The sequence below is a fragment of the Aeromonas sp. 97A genome (genome assembly GCF_051919185.1).
Lineage (GTDB): Bacteria > Pseudomonadota > Gammaproteobacteria > Enterobacterales > Aeromonadaceae > Aeromonas > Aeromonas veronii.
In genome coordinates this window covers 3,027,847-3,053,790 of the sequence record NZ_JBQBFF010000001.1, presented here as the reverse complement: position 1 = coordinate 3,053,790, position 25,944 = coordinate 3,027,847, and the positions used below count along the sequence as shown (strand labels likewise).

The 25,944-nt window shown below is 60.9% G+C and carries 28 protein-coding genes; 14 read left to right on the top strand and 14 right to left on the bottom strand.

Annotated elements, in window-relative coordinates; all coding sequences use genetic code 11:
• Positions 1-74: 74 nt before the first annotated feature.
• Complete coding sequence (locus ACTG27_RS13745; RefSeq protein WP_439979818.1) at positions 75-2,516, bottom strand: zinc/cadmium/mercury/lead-transporting ATPase; 2,442 nt, start codon at positions 2,514-2,516, stop codon at positions 75-77.
• A gap of 184 nt (positions 2,517-2,700) precedes the next feature.
• On the opposite strand from ACTG27_RS13745, the gene tpx reads away from it, so the two are divergent.
• Complete coding sequence (gene tpx / locus ACTG27_RS13740) at positions 2,701-3,201, top strand: thiol peroxidase (RefSeq protein WP_439979817.1); 501 nt, start codon at positions 2,701-2,703, stop codon at positions 3,199-3,201.
• A gap of 58 nt (positions 3,202-3,259) precedes the next feature.
• On the opposite strand, the gene ACTG27_RS13735 is transcribed toward tpx, so the two are convergent.
• Positions 3,260-4,087 carry an ABC transporter substrate-binding protein gene (locus ACTG27_RS13735; RefSeq protein WP_439979816.1) on the bottom strand — a complete coding sequence of 276 codons (828 nt, stop codon included), beginning with the start codon at positions 4,085-4,087 and terminating at the stop codon, positions 3,260-3,262.
• 144 nt (positions 4,088-4,231) lie between these two features.
• On the opposite strand from ACTG27_RS13735, the gene ACTG27_RS13730 reads away from it, so the two are divergent.
• Complete coding sequence (locus tag ACTG27_RS13730; RefSeq protein ID WP_439979815.1) at positions 4,232-5,452, top strand: DEAD/DEAH box helicase; 1,221 nt, start codon at positions 4,232-4,234, stop codon at positions 5,450-5,452.
• A gap of 2 nt (positions 5,453-5,454) precedes the next feature.
• Here the strand turns inward: ACTG27_RS13730 and ACTG27_RS13725 are convergent, their stop codons facing one another.
• The 3 genes from ACTG27_RS13725 to ACTG27_RS13715 all read right to left on the bottom strand — a co-directional run bounded on the left by ACTG27_RS13725 (position 5,455) and on the right by ACTG27_RS13715 (position 8,582).
• Positions 5,455-6,240, bottom strand: a complete 786-nt coding sequence (locus ACTG27_RS13725; protein ID WP_439979814.1) for a hypothetical protein — start codon at positions 6,238-6,240, stop codon at positions 5,455-5,457.
• Positions 6,237-7,553, bottom strand: coding sequence for a sphingomyelin phosphodiesterase (locus tag ACTG27_RS13720; RefSeq protein WP_439979813.1), 1,317 nt, complete (start codon positions 7,551-7,553; stop codon positions 6,237-6,239). The genes ACTG27_RS13725 and ACTG27_RS13720 overlap by 4 nt, the downstream gene beginning before the upstream one ends.
• Positions 7,554-7,751: 198 nt before the next feature.
• Positions 7,752-8,582, bottom strand: a complete 831-nt coding sequence (locus ACTG27_RS13715) for a CPBP family intramembrane glutamic endopeptidase (protein ID WP_335820039.1) — start codon at positions 8,580-8,582, stop codon at positions 7,752-7,754.
• 120 nt (positions 8,583-8,702) lie between these two features.
• Here ACTG27_RS13715 and ACTG27_RS13710 point away from each other — a divergent pair, with 120 nt between their 5' ends.
• Positions 8,703-9,440, top strand: coding sequence for a substrate-binding periplasmic protein (locus ACTG27_RS13710; RefSeq protein WP_335820040.1), 738 nt, complete (start codon positions 8,703-8,705; stop codon positions 9,438-9,440).
• A gap of 67 nt (positions 9,441-9,507) precedes the next feature.
• Here the strand turns inward: ACTG27_RS13710 and ACTG27_RS13705 are convergent, their stop codons facing one another.
• Together ACTG27_RS13705 and ACTG27_RS13700 are read right to left on the bottom strand one after the other, a co-directional pair.
• The gene (locus tag ACTG27_RS13705) at positions 9,508-9,804 is read right to left on the bottom strand and encodes a hypothetical protein (protein ID WP_005348860.1); all 297 of its coding nucleotides are present in this window, start codon (positions 9,802-9,804) and stop codon (positions 9,508-9,510) included.
• A gap of 66 nt (positions 9,805-9,870) precedes the next feature.
• A complete protein-coding gene (locus tag ACTG27_RS13700; protein WP_041202421.1) occupies positions 9,871-10,245 on the bottom strand; it encodes a YacL family protein in 375 nt (124 codons plus the stop codon).
• 209 nt (positions 10,246-10,454) lie between these two features.
• Between ACTG27_RS13700 and ACTG27_RS13695 the strand changes: the two genes are divergently transcribed.
• The 7 genes from ACTG27_RS13695 to ACTG27_RS13665 all read left to right on the top strand — a co-directional run bounded on the left by ACTG27_RS13695 (position 10,455) and on the right by ACTG27_RS13665 (position 17,879).
• Entirely contained in the window at positions 10,455-11,570 is a 1,116-nt protein-coding gene (locus ACTG27_RS13695) for a sugar diacid recognition domain-containing protein (protein WP_439979812.1), read from the top strand.
• Between the two features lie 118 nt (positions 11,571-11,688).
• Positions 11,689-12,948 (top strand): GntP family permease, encoded by a 1,260-nt coding sequence (locus ACTG27_RS13690; RefSeq protein WP_439979811.1) that lies wholly within the window; start codon positions 11,689-11,691, stop codon positions 12,946-12,948.
• A gap of 9 nt (positions 12,949-12,957) precedes the next feature.
• On the top strand, positions 12,958-14,091 hold the full coding sequence (locus ACTG27_RS13685) for a glycerate kinase (protein WP_005348866.1): 1,134 nt from the start codon (positions 12,958-12,960) through the stop codon (positions 14,089-14,091).
• Between the two features lie 232 nt (positions 14,092-14,323).
• Positions 14,324-14,887, top strand: a complete 564-nt coding sequence (locus ACTG27_RS13680) for an NnrU family protein (RefSeq protein ID WP_439979810.1) — start codon at positions 14,324-14,326, stop codon at positions 14,885-14,887.
• Between the two features lie 58 nt (positions 14,888-14,945).
• Complete coding sequence (locus ACTG27_RS13675; RefSeq protein ID WP_439979809.1) at positions 14,946-15,482, top strand: glutathione peroxidase; 537 nt, start codon at positions 14,946-14,948, stop codon at positions 15,480-15,482.
• Between the two features lie 82 nt (positions 15,483-15,564).
• Complete coding sequence (locus ACTG27_RS13670; RefSeq protein ID WP_005340335.1) at positions 15,565-16,500, top strand: LysR family transcriptional regulator; 936 nt, start codon at positions 15,565-15,567, stop codon at positions 16,498-16,500.
• Positions 16,501-16,682: 182 nt separating this feature from the next.
• Positions 16,683-17,879 carry a NupC/NupG family nucleoside CNT transporter gene (locus tag ACTG27_RS13665; protein WP_113740087.1) on the top strand — a complete coding sequence of 399 codons (1,197 nt, stop codon included), beginning with the start codon at positions 16,683-16,685 and terminating at the stop codon, positions 17,877-17,879.
• Between the two features lie 101 nt (positions 17,880-17,980).
• Here the strand turns inward: ACTG27_RS13665 and ACTG27_RS13660 are convergent, their stop codons facing one another.
• From ACTG27_RS13660 to ACTG27_RS13640, 5 genes are all read right to left on the bottom strand, one after another.
• The gene (locus ACTG27_RS13660) at positions 17,981-18,400 is read right to left on the bottom strand and encodes a DUF4426 domain-containing protein (RefSeq protein ID WP_005341419.1); all 420 of its coding nucleotides are present in this window, start codon (positions 18,398-18,400) and stop codon (positions 17,981-17,983) included.
• A 43-nt stretch (positions 18,401-18,443) separates the two neighbouring features.
• Positions 18,444-18,746, bottom strand: coding sequence for a DUF167 family protein YggU (gene yggU, locus ACTG27_RS13655; RefSeq protein ID WP_005341417.1), 303 nt, complete (start codon positions 18,744-18,746; stop codon positions 18,444-18,446).
• Complete coding sequence (locus tag ACTG27_RS13650; protein ID WP_005341416.1) at positions 18,746-19,297, bottom strand: YggT family protein; 552 nt, start codon at positions 19,295-19,297, stop codon at positions 18,746-18,748. Before ACTG27_RS13650 ends, yggU begins: the two co-directional genes overlap by 1 nt.
• 11 nt (positions 19,298-19,308) lie before the next feature.
• Positions 19,309-20,133 (bottom strand): pyrroline-5-carboxylate reductase, encoded by an 825-nt coding sequence (gene proC, locus ACTG27_RS13645; RefSeq protein ID WP_439979808.1) that lies wholly within the window; start codon positions 20,131-20,133, stop codon positions 19,309-19,311.
• A gap of 142 nt (positions 20,134-20,275) precedes the next feature.
• Positions 20,276-20,977 (bottom strand): YggS family pyridoxal phosphate-dependent enzyme, encoded by a 702-nt coding sequence (locus tag ACTG27_RS13640; protein ID WP_439979806.1) that lies wholly within the window; start codon positions 20,975-20,977, stop codon positions 20,276-20,278.
• A gap of 39 nt (positions 20,978-21,016) precedes the next feature.
• Between ACTG27_RS13640 and tapT the strand changes: the two genes are divergently transcribed.
• From tapT to ACTG27_RS13620, 4 genes are all read left to right on the top strand, one after another.
• Positions 21,017-22,051, top strand: coding sequence for a type IVa pilus ATPase TapT (gene tapT, locus ACTG27_RS13635; protein WP_005340354.1), 1,035 nt, complete (start codon positions 21,017-21,019; stop codon positions 22,049-22,051).
• A 28-nt stretch (positions 22,052-22,079) separates the two neighbouring features.
• Positions 22,080-23,189, top strand: coding sequence for a type IVa pilus ATPase TapU (tapU, locus tag ACTG27_RS13630; RefSeq protein WP_439980524.1), 1,110 nt, complete (start codon positions 22,080-22,082; stop codon positions 23,187-23,189).
• Between the two features lie 47 nt (positions 23,190-23,236).
• On the top strand, positions 23,237-24,010 hold the full coding sequence (yaaA, locus tag ACTG27_RS13625; RefSeq protein ID WP_064338818.1) for a peroxide stress protein YaaA: 774 nt from the start codon (positions 23,237-23,239) through the stop codon (positions 24,008-24,010).
• Between the two features lie 194 nt (positions 24,011-24,204).
• Complete coding sequence (locus ACTG27_RS13620) at positions 24,205-24,630, top strand: hypothetical protein (protein WP_005340360.1); 426 nt, start codon at positions 24,205-24,207, stop codon at positions 24,628-24,630.
• A 359-nt stretch (positions 24,631-24,989) separates the two neighbouring features.
• Here the strand turns inward: ACTG27_RS13620 and ACTG27_RS13615 are convergent, their stop codons facing one another.
• Positions 24,990-25,481, bottom strand: a complete 492-nt coding sequence (locus tag ACTG27_RS13615) for a methylated-DNA--[protein]-cysteine S-methyltransferase (protein WP_439979805.1) — start codon at positions 25,479-25,481, stop codon at positions 24,990-24,992.
• 25 nt (positions 25,482-25,506) lie between these two features.
• Complete coding sequence (gene arfB, locus ACTG27_RS13610; RefSeq protein WP_021230947.1) at positions 25,507-25,923, bottom strand: alternative ribosome rescue aminoacyl-tRNA hydrolase ArfB; 417 nt, start codon at positions 25,921-25,923, stop codon at positions 25,507-25,509.
• Positions 25,924-25,944: the final 21 nt, after the last annotated feature.

Here is a 25,944-nt window from a genome sequence, read left to right as displayed (position 1 = left end):
GAAATGAGAGGAAAAAGAAAAGCCGCCCCGGTTGGGGCGGCGGTTGTTATTTCACGGTTTCTGATTGTGCTGGATTAGCGCTTGCGCAGCAGGCGCAGGGCGTTGGCGGTCACCAGTGCGGTGGCGCCGGTATCAGCCAGCACCGCAATCCACAGGCCGGTGATGCCGAGCAGGCTGGTGACCAGGAAGATGGCTTTAAGCCCCAGCGCCAGCGCAATATTCTGGTGAATATTGGCCAGTGCCGCCCGCGACAGCCGGATCATCGCGGCAATACCGCCGAGCTGGTTGTGGGTCAGCGCCGCATCGGCGGTCTCCAGCGCCACATCGGTGCCGCCCCCCATGGCGATGCCGATACTGGCCCGCTTCATGGCGGGGGCATCGTTGATGCCATCGCCGATCATGGCAACCTTCCGGGTGCTGGCCAGCTTGGCGATCTCTTCTACCTTGTTCTCCGGCAGCAGACCGGCGCGCCAGCCCATGCCCAGCTCGGTGGCGATCGCCTCGGCGGCACGGGGGTTATCGCCGGTCAACATAATGCTGTTGAGCCCGAGCCGGTTGAGCTCTTGCAGCGCAGCCGCCGCCTCCGGCCGGATCTGATCCCGCAGCGCCAGCAGGGCAACCGGCGACGCCTGAGCATCGCTGCTCTGGCAGAGCACGACCACCGTCTTGCCCTGCCGCTCCAGCGAAGCAATCCGGGTTTGCTGTTCCATATTCAGGGCCGCCACCCGGCTCGGTGCCAGCAGTTGCCACAGTTCACCGTTGATGCGTCCCTCAACCCCCATGCCCGGCAGTGCGCGCAGGTCGCGGGCCTCCGCCAGCGTCAGCCCCTGTTCGGTCGCGTTGGCGACCACGGCGCGGGCCAGCGGGTGGTGGGAGCCCTGCTCGATGGCAGCCGCCAGTGCCAGCAACTCGGTCTCCGGTTGGCCATTGAGGCTCACCAGTTCGGTCAGTTGCGGTTTGCCCAGGGTCAGAGTGCCGGTCTTGTCAAAGGCGACAGTGTCGATATGGGCCAATCGCTCCAGCGCGGCCCCGCCCTTGATCAGCGCCCCCTGACGGGTGGCGGCGGCCAGCGCCGAGGTAACCGCTGCCGGGGTGGAGATGACCAGCGCGCAGGGGCAGCCGATCAGCAGCAGCGCCAGCCCGCGATAGATCCACTCGTCCCAGCTCTGGCCGAAGGCAAGGGGCGGCACCAGCACCACCAGCAGGGCGATCAGCATCATGGCCGGGGTATACCAGCGGCTGAAGCGGTCGATAAAGCGCTCGATGGGTGCGCGCTGGCTTTCGGCCTCCTCGATAAGGTGCAGAATGCGGTCGATGGCGTTGTTGCCGGGCTCGGAGACGACTTCAAGGCGCAGTACCCGATCGGCAGCCAGACTGCCGGCCGGCACCTTGTCACCCTGATGGCGCTCCACCGGAATGGATTCACCGGTCAGGGCGCTCTCGTCAAACGCACCGAGCTCATCGAGCAGGCGGGCGTCGGCAGGCAAGCGGGCACCCGGGGCGATTTCGATGATATCGCCGGGACGCAGCTCATCGGCAGCTACCTCTTCCCTCACTTCGCCCTCGGCAGTGGTACGGATCCGCAGCGCCTTGTCGGGCACCAGCGCCATCAGGGCGGTCACTCCGGCTCGGGCGCGCCCGGCGGCGTAGGCCTCCAGATGCTCGCCCAACATGAACAGCAGCAGCACCATGGCCGCTTCGGCGGTTTCGCCGAGAAACAGGGCGCCCACGGCGGCGACCGTCATCAGGGTCTCGATGGCGAAGGGGGAGCCGCTTTTGGTCAGCGCCCACGCCTTGCGGGAGATGGGCCACAGCCCCCAGAGGGTCGCCAGGGTAAAGAGCGGCTGACCGAACTCTTTCGGCAGCAGGGCGGCAACCAGCATCAGACCCGCCAGTGACAGGGGCTGCCAATATTTGCCCAAAAAGTTACCGAATAGATTGCCCTGCAGGGGCTGTTGTGAAGCTTGCTTGCGGCCAGCTGTCTGTTTGTCAGCGCTTTCCCCCTTGAGCTGGAAACCGGCGGCCAGCACGGCGGCGGTGACGGGATCGGGGGAGAGGCCTGGGGCCAGATCCACCACCAGCTTCTCGGTGGCAAACAACACGCGCGCCTGTTGCACGCCGCTCACCCGGCTGACGGCGGTCTCGATCTTGCGGGCGCAGCTGGGGCAATCCATCCCCAACACCTGCCAGCTGTGGCGACTGTTGCCTTGCACAGGCGCAACCAGCGGGTCGGCAGGTGGCATATCGTGCTCGTGATCATGTTCATGAGCCGGCGATAAGGGTGCACTGCAGCACGCTTTATCGTGGCAACTTCCTCGGGGAGGCTCTTCATCCCCGGGTGATTCATTGCCGTCACGGGATGCGTGCTCATGAGGCGTCGGGGTTGAACAGCAACTGACGGGCGTGGTGTTGTCGCAGCAGTGGCTATCGTGGTGATGCTCACTCTGGCCGGGGGCCGCCTTGCTGACGGCCTTGATGGGGGCGGCGCGCTGATGATTGCAGCAGGATTTGCTCATGATGAGTCCCTCTTGATGGATCCCGCCCCTGCGAGATCCCTGATTACCGAGAAGGAGTCTAAACCTTGGTGTTAAGTCCAAGGTCAACCCCTTTATATCCCTTGTCTTCGCGGGTGTTTGTCTGGTCCCGCCGCCCCTATACTGATCACCCGGATTTTTACTACACCAATAAAGGACATAACACATGAGCAACTCAGTCACTCTGCAAGGCAACCCGGTCTCCGTCGCTGGTCACTTCCCGGTCGCCGGTGAGCAAGCCAAGCCCTTCTCCCTGGTGGCCAAGGATCTCTCCGACGTGACCCTGGCAAGCTTTGCCGGTCAGCGCAAAATCCTGAACATCTTCCCGAGCGTCGATACCCCGACCTGCGCGACCTCTGTGCGCAAGTTCAACGAGCAGGCCAGCACGCTGGAGAACACTGTCGTGCTGTGCATCTCCGCCGATCTGCCGTTCGCCCAGTCCCGCTTCTGTGGCGCCGAAGGGCTGGACAAGGTAGTGACCCTCTCCACCCTGCGCGGTGCGGCCTTTATGGAAGATTACGGCGTTGCCTTCTCTTCCGGTCCGCTGGTCGGTCTGACCGCTCGCGCCATCGTGGTGCTGGATGGTGACAACAAGGTGCTGCACAGCGAGCTGGTCGCCGAAGTGGCCGACGAGCCGAACTACGCTGCGGCGCTGGCCGTGCTGTAAGGCTGCAAGCCATAAAAAATCCCGCTTCGGCGGGATTTTTTATGCGGGAATTGTCTGTTCAGGGTGTAGTAGGCGGGGTGGTTGCCGGTTCAGCCTTGGCGGCTGGGGAGGGTTGCCACTCCACATAGGGGCGGTGGATCTTCTCGTAGATCTCGGCCAGTTTGCCGGTGGCGGCCAGCTGAACGATGGCTTGGCGGAGAAATTCGTCCATCTCATCACCTGCTGCCCCTTTCTGGATGATAAAGACATCCTCGAAATCCCCGAAAAATTCTCGCCTGATATTGGTCAGCCCCAGCTGCTTGAGCATCAGGTCGGCCTCCTCTTGTGCCCAGACAAAGGCGTCGATACGGCCGCGTGAGAGCTTGCGCAGTGACTGCTCGATACTCATCGATCGCTGCACCGGGAAGGGCATATAGTCGGGAACGGCCTCGATCAGCAGATCCCGTTTGGTGGGCACTATGCCATAGGCCATATCAGTGGTGACCGGATAGGCGGTATTGCTGTAAATCACATGGGCAACCTTGCCAAAACTTCGGGTACTGAAACGATAAGCCAGCATATCGATATCCTTGAGGTTGCGGATGGCGGGCAGCCCCAGGTCCGCCTTGCCGGAGATCACCCCAGCCATGGCACGGGCGATGGGGTAGATGGTGATCTTGATGGTTACATCGGGGTAGAGATCATCGATGGCGTGCACCAGGTCGACAAAGGGGCCTGTCTTGTCGGCATTGATCAGCCCTGGCAGCTCGCCAAGGTGGGCATTGAGGATGCGCACCGGTTTCGGCGGCTCGGGGGTGGCGTCGTTTTCCGGAGTCTGCGACAGGCCGAGAGTCGCGCTGCCGAGCAGGGTGACCACGAGCAGCAGAAGGGGGATGTGTCTGGTCATGGCGTGTCTCTCTTGGTGATGGGTCAGCTAAAGTGTAGTCAGCCCGTCGCCAGCGCCCCTCGGCCAGGCCATCATGGATAGGGTTTTACTTCTCGGCCCCCGCTCACTAGACTTCGCCTCCCACTTCTTTGTTGACGTAGCGCCATGACCTTTAGCGAACTTGCCCTTCATCCCGCCCTGCTTGCCTCTTTGCCCGCCACCTTGCAGACGCCGACCCGCATACAGCAGCTGGCCATTCCGGCGGCGCTGGCGGGGCAGGATCTGCTGGCGCTGGCCCAGACCGGCAGCGGCAAGACGCTGGCGTTTGGCTTGCCGCTGCTGCAACGGCTGGATCCTACCTCCAGTCAGGTGCAGGGTCTGGTGCTGGTACCGACCCGCGAGCTGGCGATTCAGGTCACTGCCGCGCTAAAAGAGGGTGCCGAGGCGCTGGGGTTGCGCATCGTGACGTTGTGTGGGGGCGTTGCGCAGGAGCGGCAACAGGCCGAACTGGCGCAGGGGCCACAGCTGCTGGTCGCCACGCCGGGGAGGTTGCGGGCTCTGCTGACCCAACAGTTGCTGGGGCTGGATGGTTTGCAACTCTTGGTGCTGGATGAGGCGGATCGCCTGCTGGAGATGGGCTTTGCTCCCGACATCAAGGCGCTGCTCGGCTTTATTCCGGCGGATCGCCAGACCCTGCTCTTCTCCGCCACCTTGCCTGCCGAGCCGGAGACGCTGGCCAACGGCCTGCTGCGCGAGCCTACCCGTATCGAGGCCAACCCCCTCAACAGCGTGGTGAACGAGATCGAAGAGCGGCTCTATCTGGTCAACAAGAGCAGCAAGGTCCCGGCGCTCATCAGCCTGCTCAAGGAGCAGGCGTGGCCGCAGGTGCTGGTCTTTATCAGTGCGCGGGATGATGCCGACGGGGTTGCCAGAAAGCTGGCCAAGGCGGGCATTGCGGTGGCCGCCCTTCATGGCGAGAAGGAGCAGGCGGTGCGCGAGCAGGCGCTCGGCGATTTCAAAGAGGGCAAAATTCGGGTGCTGGTAGCCACCGACCTGATGGCGCGTGGCATCCATGTGGAGGCGCTGCCAGTGGTGATCAATCTGGACTTGCCCGCCAGCGCCCCCGTCTATGTACACCGCATCGGTCGTACCGCCCGGGCTGGCCGCGAGGGGCTGGCCATCTCGCTGGTCTGTCATGGCGAGAGTGACATGCTGCAAGCCATTCGCACCCTGACCGGCCGCGAGCTGCCGTTGGGCGATCTGGCGGGATTCCCGGTTACCGACCAGCCTGCCAGCGGGGAGGGCAAGCGCCCCCCTCGTGACAAGCAGGCCAATCGCCGCACTCAGGCCAAACGCAGCGTCAAGCAGTTCAAGGGCAAGCGCTGACCTCAGGGTTTACCTTGCTCCCGCGCGAAGAAGTCACGACGCCACTGGCTCAACACCTCCTCCTTGTGTTGTTGCCACAGGGCAGGATCCATCTGCTGTTGGCTGGCCGCCAGTTGCTGCTCGAGCTCGGCCAGCTCTCGCTGATAGCGGCTGCGTTGATCCAGCTGCTGCTGGCGCGCCCTGGCAAACGCCAGCGTGGCTTCAGCCTGCTCTGCGGGCAGGAAGTGACGGGCCAGGGTGGCTAGCTCCTCATCTCCCCACAGCTGACGGGCTTGCTGCAGGCGGGCATCCGGGTTGAACAGATCCACCGCCAGATCCGGATGATCCGCCGCCCACCGATCCTGCAAACGGGTGAGGGCGGTCATTCGCTCGGCCAGCGGTAACTGCTCGCTCTCCTGCGCCAACTGATCCAGCGCCAGGGCATAGCGCCCCTGTAACCGGATCAGGCTCTCCCTCTCGCTCAGCCACCCGGCCTCTGTTGCTTCCAGATTGCTCACACGCTGCGCCAGCGGCAACTCGCTGTCGCTGATCTCGCTGGCAAGCTGGTTGATCAGTTCATCCGGCATCGCCTGCCAGCTGCTGGGCACTTCTTTGCTTTTGCCATCCATCCCCTCAGCGTTTGGTATGCGGGGAGGCGGGCTCCCCGGTTCTGCTGGCAACTCCACATCGGCCGGAGAAGGCGTCGTCGACCGTTCTGGCGATATTGGGGGCTGCTCTTCCTGCCAGCCCAGATTCATCAGCAAAAGGGTCAGGATAGCCAGCGCCAGTATCCCGTAACGGCGAGTCATCGGCTGATCTCTCCCTTGACCGGGAAGTGGTCTGAGAGGTTGCTGGCGGGCCAGAGGCTGCCATCGCTGCTGCGCGGGATCCAGACCGTGTTGAGGTTGTGGCTGGCGCTGCCGTACTCCCGACTCACTACCAGATAGTCCAGATACTCGACGTTGGCGCCACCGGAGAGCGGGCCACCGGCATAGGGGTTGATCCTGGGATCGAAGGTGGCTTCGGTATAGCCGCCATAGGCGGGTTCATGGGCGTTCAGATTGGCCAGCATGTTGGCGTAGTCATCGGCAAACTTGCGTTTGTTGACATTGAAGTCGCCGCCGTAGATGACGGTGTCCGTGGTCGGGATCTTGAGGCTGGCTGCCAGAGAGCGGATCTGACCGAACTGGATCTGGCGCAGCTTGCGCGCCTCGTCGGTGTCGAAGCTGGCGGTGTGGGTGGCGAACAGGTGCCACGCCTTGCCCCCCTTGATCACCTCGGCGTACATCACCCCCTTGTCGGCGAAGCAGTCGGTACCGGTGCATTGGGGATAGACCAGCTGGGCCTCCCGCACTATGGGATAGCGGCTGACGATCACCACGCCGCCGTCATGAATGTTGACCCCGGGCTTGTCGAGTACTTTGGTCTGGTAGGGGTACTCTTTCGCCAGCGCCTGTAAAAAGCCCTCGCGGCGGCCATCGAATACCTCTTGCAGCAGCAGGGCGTCATAACCCTTGAGATAATCAGGCAGCAAGGTCAACCGCTCGCCGATGCTGGAGGCGATGACCGGCAGTGCCCAGACGTTGTAGCTGGCCACCTTGAGCCTGTGTTCTGCCGGTTCCGGTTGCTCCTGTTTTTGGGGGGGCGTGATCATATAGTGCAGATCGTCGTAGCGGCCGGTGAACTTGGCGGCAAAGGCCAGCTCTTGTGGCCCTGCAACGCGATGGATCGCCCGATCGTTTTGCCAGCCGGATGCGCCGGTCGGCGTTTCGCCACCGTGCTGCAAGGTGGTGTTCCACCAGGTTCCCTCCATCAGCTGGTTGAGCCGATAGACGTCGCCACCCGCTGTGGTCACACGGGTTTCGAACAGATAGCTCTTGCCCGCTTTTACCCCCTCATAGCGATTGAAGCTGAGTACCATGGCACTCTCCCATGGGCCTAGTTCGGTGCGGTGCTGGCTCCACTGACTGCCGGGTTGCAACTGGCCGCTGCCGCTTTGGCGGATGTCGATCTGAAGCGGTTCAGGACTGTTGTTGGTGAGATAGACATCGGTATCGGCCAGTGCCAGTTGCGGGAACTGGCTGACCAGCAGCAGGGCGGCATAACTGAGGGTTTTCTGCATCACAGGATCCTTTTGGTTGCAGGGCAATGGAAAGTGACTGTTATGGCGAATGCAGAGGTCAGTTTGTTTACATTTTGGTTACAAGTAAATGAATTGGTTTTGTTTGGAGCTTTATGGAGGTGTAAAGCGAGCGAGGCAGCACGCTTAAAGAGAGAGGGAAGAGCGAGGGAAGGCGCCCGTGTCAGGCGCCTTCAGGAGTTAGCGGTGGGCCAGCGGGTAGGTGAAGAGCGCCAGATGGGCGAAGTTGAAGGCGAAGTGGATCAGGATGGCCACGGAGAGTCGCCCGCTGAGCTGGAAGGCCAGGCCATAGCAGCAGCCTGCCAGGGTTGCAAACAGCGCCAGCAGTGGGCCACCGGGCAAGTGGATGGCTCCGAACAGTAGCGCAGCCACGACGATGCCAATCCAGGGACGGTAACGTTCGGTCAGCCCCTGCTGGATCGCGCCGCGAAACAGCGCCTCTTCCGCCACACAGGTGAACAGCAGGTTGTTGAGTGCAAACAGCCACCACCAGTGGGGCAGACCCACTTCCGGTTTCAGTGCCCCCAACTGCCAGGCGATGACCAGCAGGGCACCCAGCGGCAGCAGCAACAGGGCCAGCGGGCGCCAGCGGATTGCGCCCCCCTTGCCCAGCAACATCGGGCAGGCCAGCAGCAAGCCAAAGAGCAGCAGCGGCTTGTCGAGGTTCAGATACATGTTGAACGGTACGCTGGCAGGGCCTGCCAGCGCCTGATCCAGCACCTTGAGATTGTTGAAGCCGGGGATCAGGTGCAGGGTCAGCGCAATCGCCCAGAGGATCAGCACCACTCTGGTCACCATCGCCCAGCGGGCGGGGAGGGTTGGCGTACGCCACGCCAGCAGTAATCCTGCGACCGAGACCAGCAGGGCGGGTAGCGTCATTCTGTCAAGCCACAGTGCCAGCAGCAGGGAGAGTCCCAGCAGGGCAAAGGCGGGAAGACGTTGGCGGAAGAGGGCAAGCAGCACGGCCAGCGCCAGCGCGCCCCAGATAAATGAGTCGGGGAGGGGTAACATTGGATCTCCTTGATCGAGGCAGGCGGCAACCTTAACAAGTGGACGTCAGCAGGACAACCGCGCAGGAGGTGGTTGGATCCCTTCTCTATACTCATCAACAGGGTAAAGGGAGAGCAGCTGATGAAGCACTGTCTGTGGTTGTTGTGTTGTTGGTGTGTCTGGCTGCAGGCCGCACCCTTGCTGCTGGTGACCGGTGAGTTCACCCCCTATACCGGCAAGGCACTGTCTGAAGGCGGCGAGAGCACCCGGCTGGTGACGACCCTGCTGCAAGAGGCCGGGTATCGGGAGATCCAGGTCGACTACCTGCCCTGGCCCCGCGGCTATCAGTTGACCCGCAATGGGTTGGTTGCGGCCACCTTCCCCTACGCCTGGACTGCCGAGCGGGCCAAGCTCTTCCACTACAGCGCTCCCATTCATATAGATCGCCTCTCCTGGTTCACCTATCGGGGGAGTGAGGCCATTCAGGCTGGCCGCTGGCAAGGGCTGCGTGTCTGCATTCCGCTGGGGTGGAGCACCAGCCATGCCGACGGGGTGATAAAGCGTTTCGGGCTGGATCTGCAGCGCCCCAAGACCCTGGCACAGTGTCTGCAACTGCTGGATCGCAAACGGATCGATCTGCTGCCGATGAACGAGACGGTGACCCGGGATGCCAGCCGTCAGCTGTTTGGCGACCCCTGCCATCTGCAGGCATTGCCCCACTTTCGTCAGAGCGACACCTTTTACCTGATCATTTCACGGCAGTATCCGGAGGCCGCCAACCTGCTTGAGCGCTTCAATCATGCCCTGGCTGCCGCCCGTGCCGATGGTCGCTATGACCAACTGGTCTCCCGAGCCGGAAAGGGGATCGATTGCCGTTGAGAGTGCACGGCCGGAAAACAAAAAGCCGGAGCAGTGGCTCCGGCTTTCTATTTGCCTTCAGGGACGCTTAGCGGCCTGATTCGGCAATCACGCGGGCGATGATATCGGCGCGCTTGCCAGCTTCCAGTTCGCCCAGGGCGATCAGGCCAGCCTTGAAGATGACGTTCTTCGGCAAGCTGACGTCGTCCAGCGTGGCGATCGCTTCAACGTGCATGCCGTTCAGACGGCTGGCATCGCGCGGGCTCAGGTTGACCTGAGTGTTCATCACCTGCTTGCCTTTCTTCTTGGCTGGTGCAGCCGCTTTCTTGGTGGATTCCTGTTCTTCGTCTTCCGGCAGTTCGTCATCAAAATCGTAAATAGACATAGTCAATCCTGTTGAGTTAGGCAAAAGGGCACGTTTGCCCGACATAGTAATCCGACATTGGGTCAATCAGCCCATATCCTCGTTACGGATAAAGGCGCGCCAGGAGCTGAGCACCTGGGCAAAATCTTCCAGCCCGCACATGGCCAGCTGTTCATCATCGTAGTAGGCGAGATCGTCAAGATCCTCACCCAGCTCGATATTGAGGGCGTTGGCTTTCACCTCCGCCTCTTCATGGGTCAGCAGCAGGGAGTAGTCACCGCCGTTGAGCCGGTATTCGACTCGGGTGCGGTTGGAGAGCTGATCAATGATGGAGAAGAGCTCGTCGAGCTTCTCCTCATCCTTGCCAACCTCGTCGATCAGCCACTGACCGATGGCTTCATGGCCCATGGAGAACCGGGCGCGATAGCCACCAAACGGGTCGCGGCGAAATTCATAATCCATAGCACAGTCCAGATCGGAGGGATGGGCCATCACGGGCAGGCGGGTGCAAGCACGCAATTCCTGCTCCATGGCGGGGCACACATCGGGTAAAGTGGCCTATTCTAGCGATCCCCCTCTCGCTTGTCTTGATGATGTGGCATCTTTGCGCCCATGTGCTCTGAATCGCCCCGTGGTGGCGCTGCCAGATCAGCCCCTTGTCCGGAGATGTTATGCAGCTAAACGATAACCTTGCCCGCCAGATCGTCGCACGGGCGATGAAAATCCTGTCGTTCTCGGTCAACGTGATGGACGAACACGGCCTCATCATTGCGTCCGGCAATCCGGAGCGGATCCATCAGCGCCACGAAGGGGCCGTGCTGGCGCTCACCGAAAACCGGGTGGTGGAGATCAGCGAAGCGACAGCCTTGCAGCTCAAAGGGGTGCGACCCGGCATCAATTTACCCATCTCCTATCAGGGGGAGCTGATCGGGGTGATCGGCATTTCCGGCGATCCGGAGGAAGTGCGTGCTTACGCCGAGCTGGTGCGAATGACCGCCGAACTGATCCTGGAGCAGGCGGCGCTCACCGAGCAGTTGCAGTGGGACAAGCGCCACAAAGAGGAGCTGGTGTTACAGCTTATACGTGGTGAGGGACGAGTCGATCAATTGCAGCAGGCGGCCCGTTTTCTCGGGCTGGAGTTGGCCCAGCCTCGGGTGGTGGCCGTGCTGGCGCTGGAGGAGGCGGATCCGGCGCGTCTGCGGGAGCTGGTTCATCAGTTGGAGAACCCGGAGCGGGACAATCTGGTCGCCATCAACGGGCTCGACGAGATAGTGGTGCTCAAACCGGCGCAATTGAGTGATGGCGTCTGGCAATCGGCGCAGGAGCGCAGCCGGATCAAGCAGTTGCTGGCGCGAATTCCCCACTTCAAGGTGCATATCGCGGTGGGCGATTACTTCGCCGGGATCGACGGGCTGGCGCGCTCTTACCAGACGGCGCGCGATACCCTGCGCCGTGGCATGCGGCAGGCGCCGCGCAAACAGGTCTACTTCTTTGAGGACTACCGTTTGCCGGTGCTGCTGGGCAGTCTGGCGGACTCCTGGCAGGCGGATCAGCTGCGCACACCGCTGCAGAAACTGGCCCGGGAAGATGGCAAGGGGGCGCTGCAGAAGACCCTGCGCCACTATTTCTTGCAGGATTGTGATCTGCATCGCTGTGCCGAAGCGCTGTTCATTCACCCCAATACCCTGCGTTACCGACTAAACCGGATCGAGCAGATAACCGGGTTGAATTTCAACAAGTTAGACGACAAATTTTTGCTCTATCTCGGCCTTAATCTCGACTTGTGATTGTGAAGTTGGACAAAAAACCACTTTTACATGACGCAATTTTTGGTTTGTAAGCCAAAGCATTCTGATTGGAGATCTCCATAATGGCGGCCATTCACTCCCATTGAAGGTGTCCGTCATGATCCCGGTTACAGCCCTTGGCGCCATCGCGGCGCTCTCCATCGCCATCATCCTCATTTTGAAGAAGGTGCCGCCCGCTTACGGCATGATCGTGGGTGCCCTGGCCGGTGGCCTGATTGGCGGTGCCGATCTGACCCAGACCGTCGCCCTGATGATCGGCGGTGCCCAGGGGATCACCACTGCGGTGATGCGGATCCTGGCGGCCGGTGTGCTGGCGGGCGTACTGATCGAATCGGGTGCGGCCACTACCATCGCCGAGACCATCGTCAAGAAGCTGGGGGAAACCCGCGCCCTGCTGGCGCTGGCACTGGCGACTCTGATCCTGACTGCGGTCGGCGTATTCGTGGATGTGGCCGTTATCACGGTCGCCCCCATTGCGCTGGCCATTGCCCGCCGTGCCGACCTCTCCAAGGCGGCCATCCTGCTGGCGATGATCGGCGGCGGCAAGGCGGGCAACGTCATGTCCCCCAATCCCAACGCCATTGCCGCGGCTGACGCCTTCCATCTGCCCCTCACCTCTGTGATGGCGGCGGGCATCATTCCGGGTCTGTTCGGTCTGGTGATGGCCTACTGGCTGGCCAAGCGGCTGAACAACAAGGGCAGCAAGGTTGCTGCCGACGAGGTGGTGAGCTTTGCCGGTGCCAAGTTGCCGGGCTTTGCCGCCGCCATCAGCGCGCCGCTGGTCGCCATCCTGCTGCTGGCACTGCGACCGGTCGCCGGTATCGTGGTGGATCCGCTGATTGCACTGCCGCTCGGTGGTCTGGTCGGCGCCCTGATGATGGGGAAATTCAGCAAGGTGAACCAGTTTGCGGTCTCCGGCCTCGCCCGCATGGCGCCAGTCGCCATCATGCTGCTGGGTACCGGTACCCTGGCAGGCATCATCGCCAACTCCGGCCTGAAAGATGTGCTGATCGGCCTGACCGCCTCCGGTCTGCCTTCTTACCTGCTGGCGCCCATCTCCGGTGCCCTGATGTCGCTGGCGACTGCCTCGACCACCGCCGGTACCGTGGTGGCCTCCAACGTATTCAGCTCCACCCTGATTGAACTTGGCATCAGCAGTCTGGCCGGAGCGGCGATGATCCATGCCGGTGCCACCGTGTTTGACCACATGCCCCACGGCTCTTTTTTCCATGCCACCGGTGGCAGCGTCCACATGGGGGTAGGTGAGCGCCTGAAACTTATCCCTTACGAAACTGCAGTCGGTCTGACCATTGCCACTGTCTCCACCCTGATGTTTGGCGTGTTTGGCCTCGCCTAAGGAATTGATATGAAAATTGTTATTGCCCCCGATTCATTCAAGGAGAGTCTGAGCGCCATGGCGGTGGCTGATGCCATCGAGGCTGGTTTCAAGCAGGTACTGCCGAACGCCACCTACGTCAAATTGCCGATGGCCGATGGCGGTGAAGGCACGGTGCAATCGCTGGTGGATGCCACCGGTGGCCGCATCCTGCCGGTCGAAGTGACCGCGCCACTTGGCAACAAGGTGCAGGGCTTCGTCGGCCTGCTGGGCGATGGCGAGCGCGCCGTCATCGAGATGGCCGCCGCCTCCGGCATCCATCTGGTGGCGCCCGAGCAGCGCAATCCACTGCTCACCTCCAGCTTCGGCACTGGTGAGCTGATCCTAGCCGCGCTGGAGATGGGGGTGAAGCATCTGATCCTCGGTATCGGCGGCAGCGCCACCAATGACGGCGGTGCCGGCATGATCCAGGCGCTCGGTGGCAAGCTGCTCAAAGCCGATGGCTCAGCCATCGAGTTGGGCGGCGCAGGTCTCAGTGAGCTCGCAACCATCGATCTGAACGGTCTGGATCCGCGCCTGAGCGAGCTGGTTATCGAGGTGGCGTGCGATGTGAACAACCCGCTGTGCGGCCCGAAAGGCGCCTCTGCAGTGTTTGGCCCGCAAAAGGGGGCGACCCCAGAGATGGTGGCGCAACTCGATGTCAACCTCTCCCGTTATGCCGACTGCATTGAGCAGGCCCTTGGCAAGCAGGTGAAGGATATTCCGGGGGCGGGTGCCGCCGGTGGCATGGGGGCCGCGCTGGTCGGTCTGCTTGGTGCCGAACTCAAGCCCGGCATTCAGATCGTCATCGAAGCGCTGAAACTGGCCGAGGAAGTGGCCGATGCGGATCTGGTTATCACCGGCGAAGGGCGCATCGACAGCCAGACCATCCATGGCAAGACGCCAATCGGTGTCGCACGCTGTGCCAAGCAGTTCGGCAAGCCGGTGATCGGTATCTCCGGTTGCCTGACCGACGATTGCGGTGTGGTACATGATCACGGTCTGGACGCGGTATTCGCCGTGGTCAACCGCGCCATGTCTCTGCCGGAGGCGCTGGAGAGCGCCAGCACCAACATTCAACTCACCGCGCGCAACGTTGCGGCGCTCTATCAGCTCAAGGGCTGATCCTGTTCGGCCGATGCTCCCCATCGGCCACTCAATATCCCCGTTTGGGGCATCTCCCATCCCGCGAGATGTCTGACTGCCCTGGCACTCCTTTGCCGAGCCATTGTGATCGGCTCTTTTCTTTCTGCTCCTTTGTCTTGCCACACTTTTGACTCCATGGGTAAGCGCGGTTTTGATAGGCGCACATCTCCCTTTACGGCATAGTGGTCGTACCAAGTACAAGGAGAGACTCATGTTCCTGCTGACCCTGGGGGTTGCGCTGTTTACCCTGATCCATCTCTACCCCTGTTTTGCGGTGGCCCATCGGGCGCGACTGAGAGAACGGCTGGGTGAGAATCGCTACAAGGGGCTCTTCTCCCTGCTGGTGTTTGTCGCCATCGCCTGCATCATCGCCGGTTGGCGTTCGGCCAGCTCGCTGCCGCTCTACTTCCTGCCGGAGTGGGGGCCGATGACCATGACGGTGATGATGCCCTTTGCGCTGATCCTGTTCTTCTCCGGCCAGGGGCCCAACCATCTGCGCCGCTGGCTGGTGCATCCCCAACTGCTCGGTACCCTGCTCTGGGCGGTGGTCCATCTGCTGGTCAACAGCGAGGCGCGATCTCTGGTGCTGTTTGGCGGCATCGGGCTCTGGGCGCTGGTGAGCATGGTCTGGATTTCGGTGCGGGACTGGCAGCGATATCCCCGCCCGGCGGCTAACTGGACGGGCACTGGCATCAGCGTCGGGGCGGGCCTGGCTGCCACCGCGCTGTTGGTGTTCTGGGGCCACGGCTGGCTGACCGGCATTCCCCTGCATTGAGAGTGAACTGCAGCTCTGGTAACCGCGTATGATGGACAAAACAAAAGGAGTCTTGGCGATGAAATGGTTCACTTTGTTGCTGTTATGGGGGGCCGGTGCTGCCTCTGCGGCGTGCCCCGATTACTTCAATGTGGAGATGCGGGAGCTCAACAATGCCCAGCGCCACAACCTCTGTCAGCTGACCGAGGGCAAGGTGGTGCTGGTGGTCAATACCGCCTCCTACTGCGGCTACAGCGGCCAGTTCCGCGATCTGGAGAAGCTCTACCAGAGCTACAAGGATAAGGGATTGATTATTCTCGGTTTCCCCTCCAACGATTTCTGGCAGGAGGCGGGCAACGAGACCAAGACCGCCGAGGTGTGTCGCCGCGACTATGGCGTCACCTTCCCGATGTTCAATCGGGTAGCGGTGCGGGGCTCCGATGCTGTGCCACTGTTCAAGGGGCTGGCGGCGGCCGCTGATGGGGATGAGCCGAACTGGAACTTCCACAAGTATCTGGTGGGGCGCGATGGCAAGCTGATCGCCAGCTACGGCGCCAACCAGAATCCGGCTGACGACCCCCTCAAACTGCAGATCACCCGGGCGCTGGGGCTCTGACCCTACCCCTTGGCGGGCTGCTCTGGAATAATGGGCTCCCGCCACTCAATCCGGTTATCTTGTGCTGCAACGTCTTCCTCAAATGGTGATCTTCGATGCGCTGGTGCGCGAGCAGGGGATCTCTGCCGCCGCCCGTCGTCTCGGGGTCTCCAAATCCCATATCAGCAAGCAGCTGGCGCTGCTGGAGACCACCCTTGGCGCCCAGCTGGTCCAGCGCACCACCCGCCGCTTCGTCCTGACCGAGCTGGGTCAGGAGTATGCCCGTCATTGTCATGCGCTGGTGGCGGTGGCGCAGGAGGCGGACTCCATGATCGCCGAGCGGCGCGGCAAGGTGAGCGGTGTGCTCCATCTCGGGGTGGGCCAATCCTTCGGCCGTCTGCACGTCATTCCCCATCTCAAGGCGTTTCAGGATCGCTATCCCGAGCTGGAGCTGGAGGTCTCGCTGTTTGACCACAGAACCAATCTGGTGGATGAGGGGCTGGATCTCTGGCTCACCACCTATGAGGACAAGCCGGAAGGGCTGGTGGGACAGCGGCTGGCCGACATTGGCTTCGTGGTGGCGGCTTCGCCGGATTACCTGCTGAGCCACGGCACGCCGCTTCATCCCAAGGATCTGGCCCAGCACAACTGCATCACTTACCAGAGTCGGGAGCGGCGCTATCACCAGTGGTCGTTTCGCCAGGGCAAGGAGCGCCAGACGGTGCAGGTGGCGGGCAACTATCGGGTGGATATGGCGGAGGCGGTACGCGATGCGGCACTGGCCGGGCTCGGCATCGCCTATATCGCCAACTACTTGCTGGACAAGGAGTTACAGAGCGGCAAGCTAATCCCTGTGTTGCCAGGGTGGCGACCGAACCAGCAGATGGCGGTACACGCCGTTTATGCCCGGCGCGAACATCTGGATCCCAAGATCCGTCTCTTCATCGATTTCCTCAAGGCCCGCTTTGGCCCCGAACCCTATTGGGAGCAGCGACTGGCCCCCTGGCTCGGGGGTAAATTGTCCGGCGGTGAGGAATAATTGTTTCCATATAAGAACTCTCGATTTCTCCTGATACTAAAATCGAACCAAATCAGCCAGTTGGCGCAACCGATATCGTGCAAACGTTTTTTCTAACAGGGTTGTAACCAAGCGGACTTGCAGTGACGGGGGGAGAGGCGCAGAATCCGCGCCCATCTTTTGCCCCACCTGATGGAGTCCCTATGATTGCCCTGCTCGGCATCCTGAGTATCCTGGCGCTTGCCGTCATCTGCTCTGATAATCGTCGTCGTATCCCGTTGCGAACAGTTGGCCTTGCCCTCTGCCTGCAAATCATGTTTGCCGGTCTGGTGCTCTGGCTGCCTGCCGGTCAGCATGTGCTGAACGGGGTCAGCGAGAGCGTAAGCAGCGTGATTGGTTACGGTCAGGAGGGGATCGCCTTCCTGTTCGGTGATCTGGCCAAGTTCAAGCTGGGCTTCATCTTTGCCTTCAACGTGTTGCCGGTCATCATCTTCTTCTCCGCGGTGATCGCCATCCTCTACCATATCGGCATCATGCCGCGGGTGATCGCCCTGCTGGGTGGTGGCTTGCAGAAATTGCTGGGCACCGGCCGCGCCGAGAGCCTCTCCGCGACCGCCAACATCTTCGTCGGCATGGTGGAAGCGCCGCTGGTGGTCAAACCCTACCTCTCCAAGATGTCCGATTCCCAGTTCTTCGCGGTGATGAGCTGTGGTCTCGCTTCCGTCGCCGGTGGCACCCTGGTGGGCTATGCCAGCCTCGGGGTTGAGTTGAAATACCTGATCGCTGCCGCCTTCATGTCAGCCCCTGCCGGTCTGGCGATGGCCAAGATCCTGGTTCCGCCGAGTGTTGAAGAGGTGGATCACCATCAGGATGTCGAGATCCCCCGCGCTACCAACGTGATTGAAGCGGCGGCCGATGGCGCCATGTCCGGCCTCAATATCGCGGTGGCGGTCGGTGCCACCCTGCTGGCCTTCGTTGGCGTGATCGCCATGCTCAATGGTCTGCTCGGCTGGGCTGGTGGTCTGGTGGGGCTGGATCTGAGCTTCCAAATCATTCTGGGCTGGCTGTTTGCCCCCGTCTCCTGGCTGATCGGTGTGCCCTGGGATCAGGCGCAAGCCGCTGGCGCCCTGATCGGTACCAAGATCGTGGTCAACGAGTTCGTCGCCTTTATCGGTCTGGTGCAGGATCAGACCCTGAGCGAGTCGAGCAAGGCCATCGTGACCTTCGCCCTGTGCGGCTTTGCCAACATCTCCTCCATGGCGATCCTGATCGGCGGTCTGGGCTCCATGGTGCCGGAGCGCAAATCCTTCATCGCCCGTTACGGCATGCGCGCCATTCTCTCCGGCGTGCTGGCGAACCTGATGAGCGCTTGTCTGGCCGGTCTGTTCCTCGCCCTGTAACCGCTGCGGTACGGAATAGATGTAACAAGGGCGCCCTGATGGCGCCCTTGTCATATGGATAAAATGAAGCCCCTACCTTGGTCGGGGCTTCTTGTTGCTGCTCAGTCGACGTAGAAGGTCTGCTGGAAGCTGAGGTTCTGTTGCTGCCCGCCGCCCATGATCTTCAGGGTGAACTGATAGGTATCTTCGTTGCGGTAGGGGAGGGTCGCCAGATAGTAGATGGCATCGCCCTCTTTTACCTCCTGAAAGCTCAGAGTGCGGATAGTGCCGGTCAGGTTCTTGGCCTCACCGGTGATCCCCACGGCTTGCGCCACTTTCTGCTTGTCCTGTACCGCGATATTGATGATGGCGTTGTAGCGACTGCGCTCCAGCCCGTATGTTTTGGCCACTTCCGGGGTAAGGAAGCTGGAGTTGAAGGCGTTGTAGTGCACCAACCAGGGGCCCAGCTCCTTCATCTGTTCTGCCTTGAGCGGCAGGGTCATCAGCAGTGCCAGCAGGCCACTCATCCAGGCTGTTTTCATCTGTCATCCCTCTCATATCTTCGGTTGGCGCAGGCCGATTCATTCAGCCTTGCGCGTCATTCAGCAGTGCACTCACTTCTTGCGGCAACTGTTTGGGGCTGTCGATGGCGACAGTCTTGTGCCGCCCCAGCTCGCCCCGCACTATGGTGACCTGTCCCTTGGCCACCTTGAACTGCTTGGCCAGAAACTTGATCAGATGGCTGTTGGCCTGGCCATCGACCGGTGGCGCCGTGATGGCCACTTTCAGCTCTTCGCCATGCAATCCGATGATCTGATCCCGACTCGCCTTGGGCTGGATCACCAGATGCAGTACCAGTTCATCCCCTTGTTGCAGGACGGCTGGCATCAAATCATCCACCACAGCTGGCCAAACAGGTCACCCAGCAGGTAGTTGATGGCTTGCAGGCCGATAAAGGCGACCAGCACCGAGAGATCCAGTCCGCCCAGTGCCGGCAGTACGCGGCGGATAGGGGCGAGGAACGGCTCGGTCAACTGATGCATCACGTATTCGATGGGGTTGCGGCCCTGGCTGACCCAGCTCAGGATGGCGCGGATCAGCAGTACCCAGAAGATCATCGAGCCCGCTTTTTTCAGCACGGTCAGCGCGGCGAACAGGCTGATGCTGAGCCAGTCCGCCAGCAGCACGTTCATGCTCTTGAGCAGGGCCAGCTTGGCGAAGGCGATGGCAAGCGCCAGCACCACGGAGGCGAGATCGATGCCGCCAAAGCCCGGGATAACACGGCGCAGCGGGATCACCAGCGGATTGGTCAGCTTGACCACCATCTGGCTCATCGGGTTGTAGAAGTCGGCACGGGCCCACTGCAGCCAGACGCGCAGCAGGATCACCATCAGGTAGAGATCGAAAACGGTGTTAATCAGAAAGTAAGCAGTGTTCATCTGGGCTCCTGTTAGAAGAGGGTTTCCATTTCGGTGGCACGAGCGACGGCCGCCTGCATGGCTTGCGCAGTCAGCGGCATCAGCCCCTGTTGCTGGAATGTCTTGATGGCTTCGGCTGTGGTGCCTCCCTTGCTGGTCACCTGCTCACGCAGGGTCTGCAGCGCCAGCTCCGGGTTTTGCTCCACCATGGCGGCTGCGCCCAGCGCGGTTTGCTGCACCAGCAGGCGTGCCTGATCGGGCGAGAAGCCCATCGCCTCTGCCTCTTCGGCGATGGCCTGCATAAAGAGGAAGAAGTAGGCCGGGGCACTGCCCGCCGCGGCGATGACGCCGTTGATGCCGGATTCTTGATCCACCCAGAGGGTCTTGCCGACCGCCTGCATCATCTGCTCGGCAAAGTCGCGATCCGCGGCGGCAATATGTTCGGGTGCATAGAGACCGGTCATGCCCAGACCCAGCAGGGCCGGGGTATTGGGCATGGTACGGATGATGCGGTCGTGGCCACCGGCCATCTCGCCAAGGCGCGCCACCTTGATACCGGCCGCGATGGAGATGAGCAGCTTGCCTTCAAGGGAGCCCAACTCTTCAGTCAGCGCAGCCAGCATACCGGCCATCAGCTGCGGCTTGACCGCCAGCACGATCACCTCGGCGTCGCGGGCCGCCTCGGCATTACTCTGGGTGATGCGAATGCTATGTTCCCTCGCCAGCGCCTCCAGCTTGGGCAGACTGGGGTTGGCAGCAGTTATCTGCCCGGCGGGATAACCCGCCTTGACCAGTCCGGCGATGATGCTTCGGCTCATGTTGCCCGCGCCGATAAAGGCCAGCGTTCTATGCTGCATCAGATGCTCCTGTTGCACATGGGGTCGCGGCGGGGTTGGCGCAGCCTGCACCACCTGACGCCAGAATTCGGTGTTCCATCAAACGCTCCTGTTGATGAAGTCGCGGCAAGAGGCGGACGTATGGGTTATCCACTGGCCTTGCCTATGAGTAGTCACGGGCGCCGAAGATGGCGGTGCCGACCCGCACCATGGTGCTGCCGTGGGCTATCGCCAGTTCAAGATCCTCGGTCATCCCCATCGAGAGGGTATCCACCGTGGGGTATTGTCGCGCAAGCTCGGTGAACAGAGTCTGCATGCGGGTCATTTGGGCGGCCAGCACGCGCTCGTCACTGGTGTGCTCTGGAATGGCCATCAGTCCCCGCAGCACCAGTCGGTCACAGTGGGAGACCAGCTCGGCAAGGCGGAAAATCTCTTGTTCCGACGTTCCGGATTTGCTGCTCTCTCCGCTAATATTGATTTGCAGACAAACATTTAGCGGTGCCATTGTAGTTGGGCGCTGGTTGTTGAGGCGGTCGATCAGCTTGTCCCGATCCACGCTCTGCACCCAGTCAAACCGTTCGGCGACCAGTTTGGATTTGTTCGATTGCAAAGGGCCGATAAAGTGCCACTCTATGTCGCTATATTCCGGCTGCTGGCGCAAGGTATCGATCTTGGCCGCTGCTTCCTGAGCGTAGGATTCGCCAAAGCAGCGCTGACCTGCGGCATGGGCGGCCATGATGGCCTCGACAGGTTTGGTCTTGCTCACGGCCAGCAGGCGGATCTGCTGCAGGTTGCGGCTCGCCCGTTCGGCGGCCTGGGCAATACGTTCCTTTACCTGAAACAGGTGCTGGGCAATCTGGTTCATATTTCGTTAGTGATCTTGTGATGGGAGAATGACAAGTCTATGGATATCACAGAGTTATTGGCTTTCAGTGTAAAGCATAAAGCCTCGGATCTACACCTCTCGGCCGGGGTTCCCCCGATGATCAGGGTTGATGGTGAGGTTCGCAAGATCAATTTGCCCGCCCTGGAACACCGGGAAGTGCATGCCCTTATTTACGACATCATGAACGACCATCAGCGCAAGGAGCTGGAGGAGAACTTCGAGGTCGACTTTTCGTTCGAGGTGCCCAATCTGGCCCGTTTCCGGGTCAACGCCTTCCAGCAGGCGCGCGGCTCGGGCGCGGTATTTCGTACCATCCCCAGCACTGTGCTGAGCCTCGAGGATCTCGATGCGCCGGAGATTTTCCGCAAGATCGCCGAGTTCCCGCGGGGTCTGGTACTGGTGACCGGCCCGACCGGTTCCGGTAAGTCGACCACCCTGGCGGCCATGGTCAACTACATCAACGAGAACTTCCATCACCACATTCTCACCATCGAAGACCCCATCGAATTCGTCCACGAGAACAAGCGCTGTCTGGTGAACCAGCGGGAAGTGCACCGTGATACCAAGAGCTTCAGCAACGCCCTGCGCTCGGCACTGCGGGAAGACCCGGACATCATTCTGGTGGGCGAGATGCGCGACCTTGAGACCATTCGTCTGGCCATGACCGCCGCCGAAACCGGCCATCTGGTGTTTGGCACCCTGCACACTTCGTCGGCGGCCAAGACCATCGACCGTATCATCGACGTCTTCCCCGGTGCGGAGAAGGACATGGTGCGCTCCATGCTCTCCGAATCCCTGCGGGCAGTTATCTCCCAGACCCTGCTCAAGCGCATTGGCGGTGGCCGGGTGGCGGCTCACGAGATCATGATGGGCATTCCGGCGGTGCGTAACCTCATTCGGGAGGACAAGATTGCCCAGCTTTACTCGGTGATCCAGACCGGGATGACCCACGGCATGCAGACCATGGATCAGAGTCTCAAGCAGCTGGTGAGTCGTGGCGTGGTGGCATCCCTCGATGCCAAGGCCAAGGCCGTCGATCCCAACAGCATTTAAGCGACTCGCACCCAGGGAGGGATAGATGATGAATCTGGATGAACTGCTGGGCCAGCTGGTAGAGAAAAAAGGGTCGGATCTCTTTGTGACGGTGGGGACGCCCCCCACCCTCAAGGTAAATGGCCATCTGGTGTCGCTGGGTGGAGACGCGCTCGACAAGAAGGGGGCGCTGACGCTGGTCAGGGATACCCTCAGCAGCGATCACTTCGAGCGCTATATCCGCACCAAGGAGGCCAACTACGCGATCTATCGCGAAGCGCTTGGCCGTTTTCGGGTCAGTGCCTTCTGGCAGCAGGAGCTGCCCGGCATGGTGGTGCGGCGTATCGAGACCCGCATTCCCACCTTTGAAGATCTGCAGCTACCCAAGATCCTGCAAGAGGTTGCGATGGCCAAGCGGGGGCTGGTGCTGTTTGTCGGCGCCACCGGGGCGGGCAAATCGACCACCCAGGCGGCGATGATCGGCTATCGCAACCAGCATGCCGATGGTCACATTCTGACGGTGGAAGATCCGGTGGAGTTCGTCCATCAGCATGGTCGCAGTCTGGTGACCCAGCGAGAGGTGGGGATCGACACCGAGTCGTTCGATGTGGCGCTAAAAAGCTCACTGCGTCAGGCGCCGGACGTGATCCTGATCGGCGAAATCCGAAGTCAGGAGACCATGGAGTTTGCCCTGCAGTTCGCCGAGACGGGACACCTTTGTCTCGCCACTTTGCATGCCAACAATGCCAACCAAGCGCTGGATCGCATCCTCCATCTGGTGCCGCAAGACAAACACCGCCAGTTCCTGTTCGATCTCTCTTTCAACCTCAAGGCCATCGTCGCCCAGCAGCTGGTGCCGAGTATGGATGGCAAGCGGCGCTGCGCCGCGTTCGAGATCCTGCTCAATACCCCGCTCATCACCGACATTATCCGCAAGGGAGAGATGCATCGCCTCAAGGAGGTGATGACCAAATCGACCGAGCTGGGTATGCAGACCTTCGATCAGGCGCTCTTCAGCCTGTTCTGCGCCGGCCAGATTGGCTACAGTGAGGCCCTCGCCCACGCCGACTCGGCCAACGACCTGCGACTGCTGATCAAGCTCTCCGGTCGCGAGCGGCTCGGTACCGGCACGCTGGACAATGTGACGCTGGATGAATGAATCATGGGGCCGCTCTGCCGTTCGGCCCCTCGCCATAAAGGAACGTTATGCTGATTGTGGTTTCCCCGGCCAAGACGCTGGATTACGAGTCACCGCTGGTGACACCCCGTTTCACCCAACCCGAGCTGCTGGATCACTCCGCCGAACTGATTAGCCGGGCCCGCCAACTGAGCCCGGACCAGATCGCCACTCTGATGAAGATCAGCGACAAGCTGGCCGGTCTCAATGCCGCCCGTTTTGCCGAGTGGCAGCCAGATTTCACCCCCGCCAATGCCCGTCAGGCACTGCTGGCTTTCAAGGGGGATGTCTACACCGGTTTGGCGGTAGAGGATTTTAGCGAGGCCGATTTTGACTTTGCTCAGGCACACCTGCGGATGCTCTCCGGCCTCTATGGCGTGTTGCGTCCCCTCGACCTGATGATGCCCTATCGACTGGAGATGGGGACCAGGCTCGACAATAGCCGAGGCAAGGATCTCTACCAGTTCTGGGGCGAGGTGATCACTCACCACCTCAACGACGCGCTGGCAGCGCAGGGGGATGAAGTGCTGATCAATCTGGCCTCCGACGAGTATTTCAAGTCGGTACGACCCAAGAGCCTGAAAGGGCGGATTGTCACACCGGTGTTCAAGGATGAGAAAAACGGCCAGTTCAAGATCATCAGCTTCTACGCCAAGAAGGCGCGCGGCATGATGGCTCGCCACATCATCAAGCACCGTCTGACCGAGGTGGAGCAGCTGACCGGTTTCAACGCCGAGGGTTACTACTTCGTGCCGGAAGAGTCGGACGCCAATACCCTGATGTTTAAACGCGCCGAAAATTAATTACAAAAAGAGGGAACCAATCTTTCGACCCGCGGGTCTGAATATGTGAATCCTCTGTTGTAAGCACTTTTTATTCGCCGACGTTTGATACGTCGGCTTTTTTATTGCCGTTTTTATTGTCCATCGATTGCCTTCGCCGGGACTATGTGGTTCAGATAGACTCAAGACAGGGAGCGAGTCGTCGTGAGGTGAATATGGAACAGAAAAATGCCATTCGGCAGGTTGCCGTCCCTTGGGCTCCGTCCCGCCAGCTACCGCCCGGTCTGGTTGTGGCCGAGCTGCATCAGGATCTCTGGAGCGACTCTCTGACCATCATGCTGGGGCGGGCACGCAGCATCGATCTGCCCCCGCAAATCCTCTGCCGGGTCTATTTTCGCCATATCTATGCTCTGCGGGTCATCGAGGATTGCGATCTGGCCGAGGGGAAGGATAGCCACGCCATCGAAGAGCAGATCCAGCTCATCACTCCATCCCGTTTTGCCAGCTGGTTCCATCAGGAGTCGGACGGCCTGCATCTGGATGAAGATCTGCAGCACTATCGCATCTCGACCTGGGATTATTGTGCCGATGTGCTGACCTCCTCGGCGCCGGAGCTGCAATTCCTGCCCCAGAGCGAGTAGCCAGCTGTTACGTCAGAGGCGAAGGATGATCCTTCGCCTCTTGGTTTTTGGGCTGGTGCAGATTTTGTGGCGTTCAGGCCATTCAGCTTGGGTGGTGGCCTGTTGTGTCGGCACAAAAAAAGCGCCTCAGAGGAGGCGCGGGGAAAAAGACAGATTGGAAGCGTCACATGGGTGCTACTTGAATCAGCGAATGAGCCGTGCCATTCAAGTATGGAGCCATCATGCCAAGCTCAATCTGAAGTAGTTCTGAGGCGATTCTTCATTTTCTGTTCATCTTGTCAGCAAAGCGTGGTCACTGACTGAAAGCCTTTTCATTCTGGTCGCGATATTGTCCCGCCCTCTCCAAGGCGCTCACCGTCTCATGGGGCCAGCTCGAATGTTGTGCCTTCCTGTTCCAGTGCCAGCAACCAGCGCTTGATGGGAATGCCGCCAGCATAGCCGGTCAGATTGCCGCTGCGTCCGATCACCCGATGGCAGGGTACTATGATGCTCAGCGGATTGCGGCCATTGGCAGCACCTACCGCTCGCACTGCCTTGGGATTGCCGATAGCCTGGGCAATCTCGAGATAGCTCACGGTCTCGCCATAGGGGATATCACACAAAGCGTTCCACACCGTTTGCTGGAACGGGGTGCCCTTCGCTGCCATGGGCAGATCGAACTGCTGCAATTTTCCGGCAAAATAGGCGGTGAACTGCTCGACGAAAGGATCAAGAGCCAGGTCATCACGCTGCCACTCATCGGTCGGAGTTACCGGCTGCTCCCCCCGCACGAACTCCACATAGCGCAGGCCATCCTGATCGATGGCGACCAGCAGGGGGCCGCGGGCGCTGTCGCAAAAACTGTATCTCATCGGCTGACATCCTTTGGGGGCTGGCTCAGTCCAGAACCGGTTTGCCACGGGCGGACTTGATATCCCCCTTGCGTTTCTTGGCATCGACCCGTTTGCGCTGGGAGCTGCGGGTCGGCTTGGTGGCATGGCGGGCCTTGGGGCGCCAGGCTGCTTTTTTCAGCAACTCCACCAGACGGCTCATCGCCTCCTTGCGATTCATGTCCTGGCTGCGATGGCTCTCGACCCGGATCAGGATAAAGCCATCGTGTACCCGGCTATCGCTCAGCTTGTCGAGACCCTCCTTGTAGAGGGGCGTCAGGCTGGGAGAGTTGCGGTAATCGAAGCGCAGCCAGACGGCGGAGTCGGTCTTGTTGACGTGCTGTCCACCGTTGCCCTGTGCCCGCATGGTCTGAAATTGCAGCTCATGCCAGGGAATCGTGACGCTGTTGGAGATAACTAACATGCTGTTTTGCTCTTGTTTGGT